Source organism: Galbibacter orientalis DSM 19592, from assembly GCF_000260115.1.
In the GTDB taxonomy this organism is placed as follows: Bacteria; Bacteroidota; Bacteroidia; order Flavobacteriales; family Flavobacteriaceae; genus Galbibacter; species Galbibacter orientalis.
Window position 1 is genome coordinate 319226 of record NZ_JH651379.1, and the last position, 16201, is coordinate 335426.

Below are 16201 nucleotides of genomic sequence, written 5' to 3' on the forward strand. Positions count from 1 at the left end.
TAGACCTCAATATAATTTCAAATGGGATTAGTTACTGCAAAAGAAGTAGCACAAGTAATTAACGCAGATAAGTATGGATTTTTAGGAACATTAAGTGGTTGGGCACTAATGAAAGTTCTAAACATATCTGCGATTAATAGAGTATACGATAAGCATAAAGAGAAGAAAGATTTAGAGTTTTTGAATGCTATTTTAGATGAGTTTGAAATTAATTTTGAAATTCCTAAAGAAGATTTAAAAAGACTTCCAAAAGATGGAGCATATATTACTATTTCCAACCATCCACTTGGTGGAATAGACGGGGTTTTATTACTTAAATTACTATTAGAGCAAAGGCCAGATTTTAAAATAATAGCAAATTTTCTATTACACAGAATAAAGCCATTAGCGCCTTATATTATGCCTGTAAACCCATTTGAAGCTCATAAAGATGCTAAAAGTAGTGTTGCAGGTTTTAAGCAATCGTTGAAACACTTAAGAGAAGGGCATCCTTTAGGGATCTTCCCTGCTGGAGAAGTTTCTACCTATCGAGATGGAAAACTAATTGTAGACAGACCATGGGAAGAGGCTGCAATGAAGCTTATTCAGCGTGCCGAAGTTCCTGTAGTACCGATTTATTTTCACGCAAAAAACAGTAAATTATTCTATCGTTTATCAAAACTGAATGATACGCTTAGAACCGCAAAATTACCTTCTGAAGTTTTAACGCAACGCAACAGAGTTATCCGTGTTAGAATTGGAAGACCTATTAGCGTTGAAGCACAACAAGAGCAAGAAAGTCTAGAGGATTTTACTGAGTTTCTTAGAAGAAAAACATATATGTTATCAAACGCTTTTGAAGAAGGACGTTTGTTTGATAAAGTACCTACAAGTTTTAAATTTCCACGCTCTCCTAAAGAAATTATTACTCCTGTGAGTAAAGAATTAATGGAGCGAGAGGTTAACGAATTAAGAGCGCTAGACTTACGTTTATTACAAAGTAAAAACTATGAGGTTTTTCTCGCCAAGGCGAAACAAATGCCATATATCTTAAGAGAAATTGGCAGACTTAGAGAGATTACTTTTAGAGAAGTAGGCGAAGGTACCAATCAAGCTATAGATACCGATGAGTTTGATGAGTATTACCACCATTTGTTTTTATGGGACAGTGATGAAAAAGCCATTGTTGGAGCCTATAGGATGGGAATGGGCTCGGAAATATTTAAGACAAAAGGAATTGATGGTTTTTATATGCAGGACTTGTTCAAATTTGAACCTGAGCTTCATAAAATGATGAGCGAATCCATAGAAATGGGTCGCGCATTTATTGTAAGCGATTATCAGCAAAAACCAATGCCTCTATTTTTACTCTGGAAAGGAATTGTACATACAACTTTAAGACATCCAGAGCACAAATATTTAATTGGAGGAGTGAGCATTAGCAATCAATTTTCTAATTTCTCCAAATCTTTAATGATTGAGTTTATGAAATCTCATTATTGGGATCCGTACGTAGCTCAGTATATTAGTCCGAAAAAAGAGTTTAAAGTAAAATTAAAAGACGCAGACAAAGAGTTTGTTTTTGATGAAACAGAAGCCGACCTCAACAAATTTGATCGGATGATTGATGAAGTTGAACCAGGAAACTTAAGACTCCCTGTATTGATTAAAAAATACATTAAGCAGAATGCTAAAGTGGTGGCTTTTAATGTAGATCCACTCTTTAATAATTCTGTAGATGGACTTATGTATATAAAAATTGCAGATCTCCCAGAAAGCACCGTAAAACCAGTAATGGAAGAATTCCAAGCAGAATTGGAACGAAAACATATGGAAGATTTAAATGGAAATGTAGAAGATTAAAAACCTATGCTATCCAAAAACATATAAGTGACTGTAAATAATAGCACTTAAAAAAGTATAGTGTACCTTCCTGAACTTGTTATAGGATCTTTTCGATAGTTAGCTGTTTGAAACTTCGACAAGCTCCTTTGACAACTAAAGAAAGTTTTTAATTTTTTTGTTTACAAATTACATTGCCCCCTGTTGAGTTTCATTAAAAAAAGACCCTACAGATTGTTTTACCTCATATAGTTTATCAATATTGATACTATAACAGGTTTTTTTACCAATATGCTTCCCTATAATTAAGTCTACTTTTTTTAATTCTACCAAATGCTGAGAAATAGTAGCTTGGGCTAGATCTATATCTCTAACCATATCATTACAAATGCAATCTGGATTGTTGCTTATATATTGAAGTATAGCAATTCTGGCTGGGTGCCCCAACGCTTTAAACGTTTTGGAAAGTTTATTTTGCTCAAGTGTATGAGCTAACATTTTAGTAAACCCCATAATAGTTGTATTTTCTTTTTTAGCAAATGTAGTAATGGGGAAATGAACTTATCTTGACTTTTTCTATTACCTACAAAATAGTCATTTTACCCTCTAATTTTGTATTTTTCTCGTACCGTAGCGATGCTATGCTCCTTCAAAAATACTTTATTAACGAATAAAAGCACTATTTTTCGCTCAAATACAAAAAGTCAAGATAAGTTCAGTTATAAAAAATTAGTGCCTAAAAATAATAACAAAAGTTTTTAGGCACCAATTCTATAGTATTTAGAACCAAGGTTTTTTACCTACTTGGTATGTATTGTAAAATTCTTCGTCGGACTTTGTTAGATATATAATCCCTTCTATAAGACCAACTATTCCCATTAGACTAGCTCCTATTCCACAAGTAAAAGCTCCCAAAACTATTGTTACTGCCAACATAATAATTCCTTCCTTATTATATCCCAGAATAAATTTATGAATTCCTAAACTTCCTAAAACAACAGCTAAAATTCCTGCTAATATTTTTTTATTATCCTGACTATTAACTGCTTCTCGTGCATTTGTTGTAAACTCATTTGCTGTTTTCTTTGCATCGTTAGCAAAGTTTTCTGCGTTTTCCTCAAAAGAACCTTTGTCGTTAGTATCGCTCATTATATTTTTTTTTAAAATTGGTTTAGTAAGCTAAATTAACAAAAATAGTCTCAAGAACATAACCTTAAATCGTTTTATTACACTGTTTTGTGTTTAAATTACCTTTTCTTAAAGTTTTTTTCATATAAGGAAATCCATTCTTCAACATTCATCTTTTTCATTAATTCAGAAATTAATTCAAAAGGAATCTGTTCAAATTTCTTAAATCGTACGCAACTCTTTCCCATATCCAGTTTTATATTGGTATGCTTTGGATATTCTTTTACAAACCAATTATAAATATTTTTATCAGCATAAATTCCAGAATGATAAAGTGCAATATGATTTTTTTGAGAGGCTATATTTATAAAAGGAAGAGGCAACTCTGGATTGCAATGGTAGCCACTAGGGTAGATAGCATGTGGAACTACATATCCTATCATTCCATAACTCATAGTTTCTTCTAAGCCTTTTGGTAGATTTTTTAAAATAACGTTTCGTAGCTTCTCAAAAGCCTCCTTCCTATCTGCAGGAACGGCTTTTAAATATTCTTGAACTGTATCTACGTCTAGTTTCACTATCAAAAATTTACATCTACTTTCAACCTAAATTAGTTGCTTCTTCTAAGTTAAGAAAATTCTGCTTTAATCTTATCTACAATTGTTTGCGCTAATTTTTCTTTACTTTCTATAGTCCAACCAGCAATATGTGGTGTTAATAAAACATTATCCGAAGCTATTAAATACCTTAATGCTTTTGGCATTTCATCAGAAAATAAATTCTCAAAAGATGCTTTTTCATATTCCAAAACATCCAATCCTGCGCCCAATATTTTTCCAGATTTTAAGGCCTCTACTAAATCGGAAGTCACCACACTTTTCCCTCGGGCCGTATTTATAAACCAAAACGATTTTTGAAAAGAATCTATAAATTCTTTGTTTACCATCCCCATCGTTTCTGGAGTTTGCGGAGTATGTAAACTCACCACATCTACCTTTTTCTTAAACTCAAGAATTCCCACTTGGCGGGCATTATCATCGCTCACTCCTCCTACAATATCATAACAAAGTACATCTACATCAAAGCCTTTTAACTTTTTAGCAAAAGCTTTTCCCATGTTTCCATACCCAATAATCCCTACGGTTTTTCCTTCAAGCTCTAAGCCTCTATTTTTTTCTCTTTTCCACATTCCATTACGCACTTCTTTATCCGCTCTATTTAGGTTATTAAATAAAGACAATAACATTCCCAAAGCCTGCTCCCCAACAGCATTTCTATTTCCTTCTGGCGCATTAAAAAGTTTTATACCTAATTCCTTAGCAACCTCCATATTGATGTTTTCCAATCCAGCACCAACCCGTCCAATAAATTTTAGCTTGGTTGCCTTTCTTAAAAACTGTTCATCAATACGTATTCTGCTTCGAATAATAATTCCATCGTAATTATGAATCTTATTTTCCACTTCTTCTTGATTGGAGTTGTAATCTGTCTCGTTATCAAAACCTGCTTCTGCTAATTGCTCTATAAGTAGTGGATGATTTGTATCTAAATGAAGTACCTTCATTATCTTAAAATTTTAATTCCTCTTTAGGGGTTTATTATTTTCTAATAAAAACTAAGACTCGGCAATATGAATTCTCTTGTACTGAATAGCTCGCAATCACTTCAAAAACCAATAGTTTAGTATTAGTTACAAAGGTAAACTTTAATTAAAATTAAACGAAAAACATGTAAGTATTAAATAGCAAGGAAAGGTATAAAAGCCTTAAAACTCTAATGAACTACTTTATAATGGTTTTTAATAATGCTTCTTAAAGTTGTAATTCTTTTCTCTTGGGTTTTAAACCGTTGAGACATATCTTCTTTTAAACTTTCTGATACCTCTTCTTTAATAAGGGCAGCTATTACAAAAGCATTTCTTTCTTCTAGAGCCAGTGCTTTTTTAAATAAATAAGCGCTACCATCTTTTACTATAAGCAAATTAAGAGCTAAGATGCTTATATATACAGAAACCTGAGTATGAGCCTTTACAAGAGCTAGCTTTTGTTTATTCATAAAAGAATCATACATATCTAAACAAAAATCATTCTTAGTAAAAAAGCTTTCCTCATAAAAGATTTTAAGCTCCGAAGGAGAGATATAATATTGACATTCATTATACGTCTCTTTCAGCTTGCAGTTAATAACATACAGCTCAATAATATTTTTCTGTGTGTTCTTATTATATGACTTAAATTCTTTCATAAAAAAATTCCCTAAGGAGGCTCTTAGGGATTATAATTTAGGTAAAAATAATATAAGTAAGTATATGAGAGAAAATTTTTTACGATTTTTAACATTCTTTTCGTCAAACAACAATTTTTCCTACATCAAACACATTTAAAAACCATTAATGTCCGAGTAAAAATACAAAACCACTTCGCTATAAGAAAAAAGACTAAATCTTAACTATCAAAGAATAAGCAGTTTAAAAAAACAACATTCCTAAAATCGTATTTTTATTCATTTTTTATTAATAGCAAGGAGTCTATCTTAAAAACCTCATTTAAACCTTGATATAAGTGAAGCCCAATAAATTCCGTTAACTTTTATCGAACAACAATAATTAAAACCCTAAAATCAGCTTAGCTATTGTAAAATATATCAATATCCCAAAAACGTCATTGCTGGTTGTAATAAAGGGCCCTGTAGCAACCGCTGGATCAATTCCCTTTTTATCTAAAAAAATAGGCACAAAAGTTCCAATAATTGCTGCAATTATAATAACAGTTACTAAAGCTATTCCAATAGTAGCAGAAACTAAATAAGACGTTTCAAACAAAAAATGACTAATTAAAAGTACTACAAATGCAATTGCTATTCCATTGGTTAAGGCTAAGAAAAACTCCTTAATCAACCTATGTAACATTTCTCCTCTAATAGTATCGTTTGCCAATCCTTGCACTACAATTGCAGAAGATTGAACCCCCATATTCCCTGCTGTTCCTTGTATTAAAGGCACAAATATTAATAATTCTGGATAGGTCCCCATAGCCCCTTGAAAACCATTAATTATACTCGCAGCACCCAGTCCGCCCAACATCCCAATAAGCAACCATGGTAAACGTGCTTTGGTTAGTTCCCAAACGCCATCATCTGCTTCTACATCTTGCGTAATACCTGCCGCCAATTGGTAATCTTTTTCTGCTTCCTCTCTAATTACATCTACTATATCATCAATGGTAATTCGTCCAACCAATCTTCCTAGTTCGTCAATTACTGGCACAGCTTCCAAATCGTACTTCGACATTAATCGTGCTACGTCTTCCCCCTTATCATTTACGGTTACATAATCAACTTTCGGAATATAAACACTACTTATTTCAGCTTTTGTAGAAGTGGTCAACAAATCTTTTAAAGACAGTCGCCCTTTTAATTTATCATCATTATCTACCACATAAATAGAATGTACTCTAGTTACATTTTCCGCCTGTCTGCGCATTTCTTTTACACAGGTAAGCACGTTCCAATTTTCATTAACTTTTACAAGCTCTTTTGCCATTAATCCCCCAGCAGAATCCTCATCATAACGCAAAAGCTCCACAATATGGCGCGCATGATCCTTATCGTCGATCTGAGCAATAATTTCATTCACTCGCTCATCTGGAAGCTCTGCAATAATATCTGCAGCATCATCCGTATCAAGCTCGCTAATCTCCTCTGCAATCTCTTTTGCCGAAAGGTTTCCTAAAATCTGCTCTCGGATATCCTCATCAAGTTCGGTAAGAATATCAGAAGTTTTCTCACTATCGAGTAACTTTATAATATAAGTAGCCTCATCCAAGTTTAACTCATGGATAATCTCTGCAATATCGGCATAATGAAAATCTTCCATCATATCCAACAACGTAACATCCCCATTAGTCTCAATAAGGTGTTCAATCTGCTCTATGAGCTCTTCGCTTAGCTTAAATGGAATCATTTTTTACTTTTGTATTTTGGGCGCACGTCCATAAAAATGGCCGCCGGGCTATCCGCTATATCTCAGCCATACTTTGTATGGGCTGAGGATGCCGCTCCTATCCCTTGCGCAGATTACTACAAATCTTTTTCTATTCTAACAGTAAGTAATATAAAGTCGTCAACACTCATTTGTTCTGGTCTCCTATCAAATATAGTGTCTTCTTTTAAATTATCACTCAGCTCAAATGTTTTTAAACTGTTACGCAATGTTTTTCTTCGTTGACCAAAAGCCGACTTAACTACTCTAAAGAATAATTTTTCATCACATGGAAGCGAATAATCTTCTTTTCGTATCAATCTCAAAACTCCCGATTGTACTTTTGGCGGCGGATTAAAAACTTCTGGTGCTACGGTAAATAAATATTCCGCATCATAAAAAGCTTGTACCAAAACCGATAAAATTCCGTAGGTTTTATTGCCTTCCTTTTCACATATCCTAGCAGCAACCTCCTTCTGAAACATCCCTGTAAATTCAGGAATCTGATCTCGAAGTTCTAGCGCTTTAAAAACTATTTGAGAAGATATATTATAAGGAAAATTTCCTGTAATAGCAAACAAATCTTCTCCAAATAATAAGGAAGTATCATACTTTAAAAAATCGGCCTCAATTACCTTAAAATCTTTTTTGATGCTTGCAGGACGAGGATGCTCTAATAAGAAATTTTGTTGTAAATAAACAATAGATTCGCTATCAAGATCCATTGCAATAAGGTCTATATCCTTCTGTAGTAAATATTTAGTTAAGACACCAGTTCCTGGACCTATCTCCAATACTTTACTGTAATTATTTAGCGTTAAAGTGTCTCCTATTTGTTTTGCAACTTCCTCATCTTTTAAAAAGTGCTGCCCTAAATGCTTTTTTGCTTTTACTGGCGAACTATTGTCTACATTAGACTTTTTATAAGGTTTGTGCTCAAACTTCTTATTTTTCTTACTCATAGCCTTGCATTATGCTAAGAAAGCTTTTAATGCTCGCTTACAATTTCTAATTCTGTTCTAAAGGAAACTAATTTATTTGCAAATTTCCCTAAGGCTTTACTTCTTAAATTCTCTGCATCTTCCGCATAATAACGCTGTAAAGTGGCTTTATCTTTAGTATAATATTGTACAGAGTAAGTAATTCCTCCCATCTCTTCTTCCACCAAGACACGCGTCATTATAGCTTTGCTAAATTTTCCTGTTGCTATCATCTCCGGAATATGAACTTCTTTCATCCATAGCAACCACGCTTCATGAGATTGCTCTTCTATATTTGTTGTTACGTTATATATATACATGTATTCAGTGTTCAGTGTTCAGTGTTCAGTGTTCAGTGTTCAAAATTAAGCATCTTAGCGCTAATTTCTCTTTTTAAAAAGAAACTTTTCAAATCTATTCCTTTGAGGCTCCTCCAAGTTAAGTCGGCACGCAAACCCTAACAATACTCATAAGAAAACAACTTAATTTATTTTGAAGAGGCTTTTAACTTTTTGGCTACACCATCATAATAATCTTGTGTTACTACCTCCGTCCAAGTTGTTGGCTGTTCTCCACTATAAAACGCCAAGTATGTTACATCACTATCCTTGGAAGAAGAATGCCAATGTTCTATATTTTTTTCGCACTTAATTAGATCACCTTCTTTTAGAATTACAGCCTCTTTTCCTCTTTCTTGGTAATATGCTTCTCCATCCACAATTATTAAAACTTGTGCAGAACTATGTTTATGCCAATCCAAAGTTGAGTTAGCCTTAAAGGTTGCTTTTGTAATGTTATAGCCCAATTCTGTATCATCATGAATAATAGCATTTAACCAAGCCTCTCCAATATAATGAGTGTTTGGCGCTTTTGTCCCCTCCGTAAGATATGAGGAAACATTATATTCAGAATCTTGAGAAAACCCCAATAATGAGGCTAAAATAAACAGTGTTAAAATTGAATTTTTCATTATATAAATTTTTAAAATATGTATTCTTTTTATTTGGTGTTTTATGCTTGCATACAACATAAATGCTGGAACGTAACATATAAAAAAGATAATAATTTTCAGTTAAACAATGGGTCTACTTTTTAAGTTTTATTTTTTAATCGTTTGTCAAACCATTCAATTACCATTTCATTTAACTCTTCTTTATATTCTGAGAAAAAGTGGTCTGTCTCAAATTTCCTTAATTCAAATTCATATCCGACTTCTTTTAATTTACTCGCAATCTTGTCTGCTTGTTCTGAGTTCACTCTTTTATCCTTTGTACCGCATAGAATCAGAAGACTACTGTTTTGGTTTAATTCGTCTGCCCAATAAACTACTGAACGCTTTTTTAATTCAGATTCTCGATTATACCAATATTCAGGAATACATTCGGCAAATACATTCGTTTCAATTTTTGGTCTAAACTTAATTATATCTAATAGGTCAGAAGGACCATTTCCTACAATAGCCGTTTTTATTTTGTCCGATTTCTGTAATGCTAAATAAGTCATCATTCCACCTCTAGACCAGCCGAACATTCCAATACAATTTGAGTCAGCTTTTTCAATTTCTTTTACGGTTTTAATTAAATTCAACACATCGTTTATTTCCGCTCCTCCAAATTCGTCTTTTTCTCTATAATTACTACCAATTATTATGTAACCCTGTTCGGCTAATTTAGATGTGTACATTATGAGTGTTGCAACTGTTAATTGAGCAAAATTCCGATTTCCTCCACGATTAAAAATCACAACGGGATATTTCCCTTCCTTCTTTGGCTCAATTAATAAACCTCTAACTTTAAGTCCATCGCTTTCGTATGTTATAAAGTAAAAATCCAATTTCTTTAAATGTTCAAAGTTTGAAGTCAATTCATTGTCTTGAGAAATTTTGCTCCAAATTGGCGTATTTGAAATATCAACTAATTTTTTTGAGAGTAGCTTTCCGTTTTGAGCAAACCCAATACTAAAAAAAAGGAAGAAAAATATTGGTATTAAAAATCCGTTCATTGGTTGGGTTAAATTACAGGTAACAAAATCATTAAACTCTCTACGAAGGATTCACAGTATCACCTCGAAGTAATCGGTATTCTTTTCGGGCTTCTATAAAATAAATACTGTCTTGATGCTCAAAAATAATCCGTTCTAGTAACTTCTTGGCTTCTTCAGGTTTTGAAAGTTTATCTTTATAAATTGAAGCTAGTTTATACAAAGCATCGTCCATAAGAATGTCGGTTGGATAAAACTCAATTATTTTCTGATAATTATATGCTGCCTTTTCATATTCCTCATGCTTTTCAAACAACTCTGCTTGTTTCAATAAAGCTTCATCTTCAATAGGCTCTCCTTTATGCTCTTTTAATATAATCTCCAACAATGCTATTGCCTTTTCATCATTGTTTTGATAGGCTAATAAATCGGCTTTAGCATATAACTTTAACGCTGTTTGTATAGAATCTTTAAGCTTATTATCGGATATTAAAAGTTTTAATTCCAAAGCATCATTGGCTATTAATTGTGAGGTAGACGATTTTAAGACTTTCAATTGGGTTTCTGCCCACTCAAAATCTCCTTTATAGAAACTCGTTTGCGCTACTTTAAATCGTGCTTGCTGACCCAAAACATCATTCTTTAATTCCTTCTGAACTTGGGAATAATAAATCAACGCCTGATTAAATTTTTCGTCGTACACAAATACATCGGCAGTAGTCATTTTTATTTGTGCTTCAGCAAACTTATTTACAGGTAATTTTAAAGCATTTTTTAAAACTACAATAGCCTCATCACTTCTATTATAATTAAAGGCTAAAAATTTAGCATATTCCAATTGTACTTCTAGCGTTTGCGGAGAAATGTCATAAGTATCTAGTAGCGTTTTAAATTCTTGCTCAATTGTATCATACTCTTTTTCCTTAGTATTTTTAAGCGAAATAGCAATTAACTTAAGCTTTGCAAAAATTAGTAATTGTTGATCTTGCGTTTGAGAAATTATGAATTCTAAAATTGATTGGGAGATTTCTATAGCATTATTCTCTAAAGCTATCTGTGTTAAATCTATTAACCCATTTAACGAAGGCTCGACAGAACGCTTATAAATTGCTTTTTCTTGCGCAAATGCGCTTTTATAATCCTGCTGCTGAATAAATAACCAACTCAACAATTCGTTCCAAAGTAAATTCGGATTTGTTTGAGAGCGCTGTAAAAGTATTTTTTTAAACAGTATGTTATTTTCATCTTTAGCATCATCGCTAATAAATGCACCAAGGTTTCGCTTTATATTTCCAATTAAATTTTCGCGTTCCAGCATTAGGTCTAGGTACATTTCGTACATATTTTCAATGTCTCCTTTTTCTCCGTAGATATAAGCCAAGTCGTAATTAAAGTTAAGCTTCGGATTTAAAGTCATTCCCTTTTTATACGTTTTTATAGCATAGTCCAACAAGGATCTTTTTTTAAAAGCCCCACCAACGGCAAAAGAAAAATTAGGATTCTCATCAAGACTCTCAACAGCCTTATCAAAATAAACATCGGCTTTTTTTTCCTGATGCATTAATTGATAATTATAACCCGTTTCTACAAAAAGTACAGGATAAATATTTTTGTCTTCTAACTTTTTCAACAAAATCTTCTCGGCATTTTCTAGCTGGTTTGCCTGCTGAAAAGAAGTCACCAAAGCCATAAAGTAGTTTCTATTATTTGGATTTTTATCGTAGAGCTTCTGGTAATAAACAATTGCTTTCTCAAAATCGCCTTTCTCAAAATACTGTTGCGCTATGGCTTCATTCTGGGCAGAAAGACCCAAAATTCCTATCAGAAAAAAAAATAGTACGAATAAAAATCTCACAGTTTTTTGAATATAGTTATTTCAATCTATTTACTTCGTTATACCATAAATATAACACTTAGATTTCAAATATAATTTATTAATTCAGTAGTCTGTAGGTAAAAAATGTTATTCGTTAATTGTTAATAGTTAATAGTTAATAGTTATTTGTTATTTGTTAATTGTTAATTGTTGTGAGTTATTATGCTTGTCTTCTATATTGACCTTTTTCAATCTTTCGGACTTCAGACATCTGACTTCTTCCTTTTTCAATCCTTCAATCTTTCAACTAAGAAGGTGCAAAGATGTGTCAATTTGCTAATTTGAAGATTTGGAAATAAAAAAGGAGTCCGAAGTTGGGAGACAGTTGGTAAAAAAATATTATTCGTTATTCGTTAATAGTTATTTGTTAATAGTTAATTGTTGTGAGTTATTATGCTTGTCTTTTATATTGACCTTTTTCAATCTTTCGGACATCCGACATCCGACTTCCGACTTCTTCCTTTTTCAATCCTTCAATCCTTCAATCTTTCATTCTTTCAATCCTTCAATCCTTCAATCCTTCAATCTTTCCAACTGCCTTCTTAATTCTTTGTACTTCATACTATATACTTCATACTTCAATTAAGAAATCATATCAAAACCAGTATAAGGAACAAGCACTTCTGGGATTTTAATTCCTTCAGGAGTTTGGTAATTTTCTAATATCCCTGCTAAAACTCTTGGTAATGCTAAAGAACTTCCGTTTAAGGTATGTGCTAAAACACTTTTACCATTCTCATCTTTAAAACGAAGTTTTAAGCGGTTTGCCTGATACGTTTCAAAGTTAGAAACCGAACTAATTTCCAACCAACGCTCTTGAGCTGTAGAATACACTTCAAAATCAAAAGTAAGCGCAGAAGTAAACCCTAGATCGCCACCACAAAGTCTTAAAATTCTGTATGGAAGTTTTAATTCTCTCAAAATACCTTGAATATGCGCTACCATTCCATCAAGTGCTTTGTAAGAATTATCTGGATGTTCCACCCTTACAATTTCTACTTTATCAAATTGATGTAGTCTGTTTAATCCTCTTACATGAGCCCCATAACTTCCTGCTTCCCTTCTAAAACATGGGGTATAACCAGTTATACAAATAGGCAAATCGTTTTCAGAAACTATTTCATCTCTAAAAATATTAGTTACAGGCACCTCAGCGGTAGGAATTAAATACAAATCGTCTGCCCCAATATGGTACATCTGCCCTTCTTTATCTGGCAACTGCCCAGTTCCATAACCAGACGCTTCATTTACCAAATGTGGCACTTGGTATTCGGTATATCCAGCAGCGGTATTTTTATCTAAAAAGTAAGCTATTAAAGCACGTTGTAAACGTGCGCCTTTTCCTTTATATACAGGAAAACCAGCTCCAGTAATTTTTGCTCCCAAATCAAAATCGATGATGTCGTATTTTTTAGCAAGTTCCCAATGTGGTAATGCATCCCCAGCCAATTTAGGCACTTCTCCTTCTTTAAGAACCTCTTCATTATCATCTTCAGAATTTCCTGCTGGAACCGAAGGATGCGGAATATTAGGAATTTTATACAGCAAATTGGTTAACGCATCCGATTTTTCATTTAACTGTTCGCTAAGTGTTTTTGACGTTTCCTTTAACGTTCCTGTTTGCGCTTTTAATTCATTTGCTTTTTCTACATCGCCGCTTTTAAAATATCCACCTATTTCTTTGGACAATTTATTAGACTCGGCCAATGTGTTATCTAATTGCGCCTGAAGTGCTCTACGCTCTTCATCCAAGGAAATTACTTCTTCAATAATTGAAGCCGCTACATTTCTTACTTGTAGTTGCTTAATTACCTCCTCCTTGTTGTCTCTAATAAACTGTACTTGAAGCATGATTATACTTATTTAATTTATAAAATGAATGTTTTCTTTCAATCTTGCTCTTTTTAGGCAAAATCAAGTCACAAATTTAAACGTTTACGGGCGATTAAGAAATGTATTTCTCTTTTTTTATAATGAAGTTAAAATAAACTATTGGCGAGGAATACATGAAAAATTAAAACTTAATTTATTACTTATTTTGGATGGTATGGATAGATCCATTCTTCATGCTTAAAATAATGCCAAGGCTCCTTAGCAAGATCTACCTCTGGCTTTACAAATGCCTCATATTCACTTCCATTCACACTTACTTTACTAGCGGTGGCATAAACGCTTATTTCTTCTCCTTTTTCTTGATATTCCTTTTTTAAATACTGTGCAAATTGCCAAATCACATCTGGTTTAGTTGCTACAATTTTTTGTTGCTTACGCGACAAATAATCTCTTAAGTTTACAAAATGTGTTTTTCCAGTGGTATGATTTACCAATTTAAAAGTTATAATCCCCGACTTTCCTCTAAGCATCATTCGCCAACTTAATCTATGTCCTTCTTCAGTCCAAAGAACATTATCTTTTATAACCCAATGGCGAAGCGGCAAAAGTATTTGAACTATAAAATAGATACTTCCAAAAAAAAGAAGCGCATTTTTATAATTAGGAATTTCAATTTCATTTGCGGTGTATAACTCTTTTTTCTTCAGAAATAAATCTCTTATTGTTTTAGGTTCAAAAAAGAACAAACTAAAAGCTAGCGACATATATGGAAAGATTCCTATTTGAAACACGAAAGAATTAAATAAATGAAAGAAAATAGAAGCAAAAAAAGCCCATTTTCGGGTTCTCTTAATTAATAATAATGGCACAATTAATAAATCGAATAAAATACCTGTATAGGTAATAAAAAAATGTACCCACCGCTCTTGGAGTAAACCCCCAATTAAAAAGTAATCTGCTTTAGATTGCATTAGCATTTTTGCTACGGAAAGGTCTAACCAGTCTGGATATAATTTTGCAATGGAAGCATAGGTATAAACAATCCATACTTGCAAAATAATAAGCCACTTACACCATTGAGGCATGGATATTTTTTTAAATGAAGGTTTTTTTAAAGCATCCAAAGAAAAATACCTACTTGCAGGCACTAACAACATTAACAAACACAAAAGTAGGAGTAAGTAATAGTGATTATTATAGGAGTTTTTTTGCATAAAATACACTCCAGCCCACATAATGGTAAATCCGGCCATACTAAACCTATATTTATAACCTAGCATAACCAATAATCCAAAAAGCCCCATAAGCGCAAAATAGAAATACATTCCGTTGCCAGGTAATGGCTGCAAAAAATCTAATCCGATAAAATTAAAAGTAAATTTCGGGTTGATTAAAGCACGTTTTACCCACCCAGTAAAAATAGCTCCAAAAGCCTCAGCGGCTATTAGAAACCCAAAAATAACCCTAAATACGGTTAAGGAAGCATTATCTATGCTAGTAAATAAAAATTTATTGAGCATGATAATTAGCAATAAAAGCTAACGTAGCTTCTTTATCTTTTATAAGTTGCTTTTTAAGATCTTCAATAGAATCAAATCGTTTTTCATCTCGCAATCTCTCCAATAATTCAACTCTAATTTCTTTATCATAAAGATCCTCATCAAAATCTAAAAAATGGACTTCAATAGTTTTCTTTTCGCCATTTACAGTTGGATTATACCCAATATTCATCATCCCATAAATAGTTTTGTTGTTGTATTCACTTTTTACAACATACACCCCAATTTTAGGAATAAGCTTATATTCTTCTTTGATATGAATATTAGCTGTTGGAAAATCTATTTGCTTTCCAAGTCCTTTTCCTTTAGTAATAATTCCTGTTAACATATAGGAATATCCTAGAAAAGTATTTGCTGTTTTTATATTCCCTTCTTCAAGCGCAACTCTAATTTTTGTAGAACTCACCGAAACCTCATTTACCTCTTCTACAGAAATCTGCTCTACATCAAATTTGTACTTTTCTCCAAACTTTATAAGGTCGCCTATGGTTGCAGTTCTATTTCTTCCGAAACGATGATCATAACCTATAATCACTTTTTTTGCATTGATACTCTCTACAAGCACCTCTTTTACATACTCTTCTGCGGTAAGTCGAGAAAACTCTTTTGTAAAAGGGTGAATAATTAATTGATCTAAACCTGTTTCTTTTAGAATTGAAATTTTCTCTTCTAAAGTATTAAGTAACTTCAAATCTGATGCCTGCTGAAGCACCATTCTAGGATGTGGAAAGAAAGTTAAAATAGTCGATTTTAAATCGTTTGCAGTTGCATTTGCTACAATTTTATCAATAATTTTTTTGTGCCCAACATGAACTCCATCAAAGGTACCTACAGTTACTACTGTATAGTAATTCTCTTCTTTATCAAAAAGATTACGCTTTATAATCACTTAAAAGCATTTAAATTAAACATCATCAACCACAAAATAACGAATTTAAAAGTGAATATTTAATTAAATTAAAAAAGGTATTTATTAATTTTTTAAAAATTGAAGCGTAAAAATGATTATTTTTATCACTATACTTTTCAATACATGAGAAAAATT

Annotated in this window: 15 protein-coding genes; 1 reads left to right on the top strand and 14 read right to left on the bottom strand. The window is 32.6% G+C overall.

Annotated elements, in window-relative coordinates:
- Nucleotides 1-21 precede the first annotated feature (21 nt).
- Nucleotides 22-1842, top strand: coding sequence for a GNAT family N-acyltransferase (locus tag JOOMADRAFT_RS01550; RefSeq protein ID WP_008610886.1), 1821 nt, complete (start codon nt 22-24; stop codon nt 1840-1842).
- A gap of 168 nt (nt 1843-2010) precedes the next feature.
- Here the strand turns inward: JOOMADRAFT_RS01550 and JOOMADRAFT_RS01555 are convergent, their stop codons facing one another.
- The 14 genes from JOOMADRAFT_RS01555 to JOOMADRAFT_RS01620 form a co-directional block, all read right to left on the bottom strand.
- Nucleotides 2011-2334 carry an ArsR/SmtB family transcription factor gene (locus JOOMADRAFT_RS01555; RefSeq protein ID WP_008610887.1) on the bottom strand — a complete coding sequence of 108 codons (324 nt, stop codon included), beginning with the start codon at nt 2332-2334 and terminating at the stop codon, nt 2011-2013.
- Between the two features lie 267 nt (nt 2335-2601).
- Nucleotides 2602-2970: a TM2 domain-containing protein gene (locus tag JOOMADRAFT_RS01560; RefSeq protein WP_008610888.1), complete on the bottom strand. Its 369-nt coding sequence runs from the start codon at nt 2968-2970 to the stop codon at nt 2602-2604.
- Between the two features lie 98 nt (nt 2971-3068).
- Entirely contained in the window at nt 3069-3527 is a 459-nt protein-coding gene (locus JOOMADRAFT_RS01565; RefSeq protein WP_008610891.1) for a DUF1801 domain-containing protein, read from the bottom strand.
- Between the two features lie 50 nt (nt 3528-3577).
- On the bottom strand, nt 3578-4513 hold the full coding sequence (locus tag JOOMADRAFT_RS01570; protein ID WP_008610892.1) for a 2-hydroxyacid dehydrogenase: 936 nt from the start codon (nt 4511-4513) through the stop codon (nt 3578-3580).
- 209 nt (nt 4514-4722) lie between these two features.
- Complete coding sequence (locus JOOMADRAFT_RS01575; RefSeq protein ID WP_008610895.1) at nt 4723-5193, bottom strand: hypothetical protein; 471 nt, start codon at nt 5191-5193, stop codon at nt 4723-4725.
- Between the two features lie 361 nt (nt 5194-5554).
- Complete coding sequence (gene mgtE, locus JOOMADRAFT_RS01580) at nt 5555-6910, bottom strand: magnesium transporter (protein ID WP_008610896.1); 1356 nt, start codon at nt 6908-6910, stop codon at nt 5555-5557.
- A gap of 116 nt (nt 6911-7026) precedes the next feature.
- Nucleotides 7027-7890: a 16S rRNA (adenine(1518)-N(6)/adenine(1519)-N(6))-dimethyltransferase RsmA gene (gene rsmA, locus JOOMADRAFT_RS01585; protein ID WP_008610897.1), complete on the bottom strand. Its 864-nt coding sequence runs from the start codon at nt 7888-7890 to the stop codon at nt 7027-7029.
- Nucleotides 7891-7916: 26 nt separating this feature from the next.
- On the bottom strand, nt 7917-8228 hold the full coding sequence (locus JOOMADRAFT_RS01590) for a DUF4286 family protein (RefSeq protein ID WP_008610898.1): 312 nt from the start codon (nt 8226-8228) through the stop codon (nt 7917-7919).
- A gap of 167 nt (nt 8229-8395) precedes the next feature.
- Nucleotides 8396-8878 (bottom strand): cupin domain-containing protein, encoded by a 483-nt coding sequence (locus JOOMADRAFT_RS01595; RefSeq protein WP_008610899.1) that lies wholly within the window; start codon nt 8876-8878, stop codon nt 8396-8398.
- Between the two features lie 122 nt (nt 8879-9000).
- Entirely contained in the window at nt 9001-9909 is a 909-nt protein-coding gene (locus JOOMADRAFT_RS01600) for an alpha/beta hydrolase family protein (RefSeq protein ID WP_008610900.1), read from the bottom strand.
- A 40-nt stretch (nt 9910-9949) separates the two neighbouring features.
- Nucleotides 9950-11743, bottom strand: coding sequence for a tetratricopeptide repeat protein (locus JOOMADRAFT_RS01605; protein WP_008610901.1), 1794 nt, complete (start codon nt 11741-11743; stop codon nt 9950-9952).
- Between the two features lie 603 nt (nt 11744-12346).
- Nucleotides 12347-13615 (bottom strand): serine--tRNA ligase, encoded by a 1269-nt coding sequence (gene serS, locus JOOMADRAFT_RS01610; RefSeq protein WP_008610902.1) that lies wholly within the window; start codon nt 13613-13615, stop codon nt 12347-12349.
- Between the two features lie 182 nt (nt 13616-13797).
- Nucleotides 13798-15117, bottom strand: coding sequence for an HTTM domain-containing protein (locus JOOMADRAFT_RS01615; RefSeq protein WP_008610905.1), 1320 nt, complete (start codon nt 15115-15117; stop codon nt 13798-13800).
- Complete coding sequence (locus JOOMADRAFT_RS01620) at nt 15107-16045, bottom strand: bifunctional riboflavin kinase/FAD synthetase (protein ID WP_008610907.1); 939 nt, start codon at nt 16043-16045, stop codon at nt 15107-15109. The genes JOOMADRAFT_RS01615 and JOOMADRAFT_RS01620 overlap by 11 nt, the downstream gene beginning before the upstream one ends.
- Nucleotides 16046-16201 lie beyond the last annotated feature (156 nt).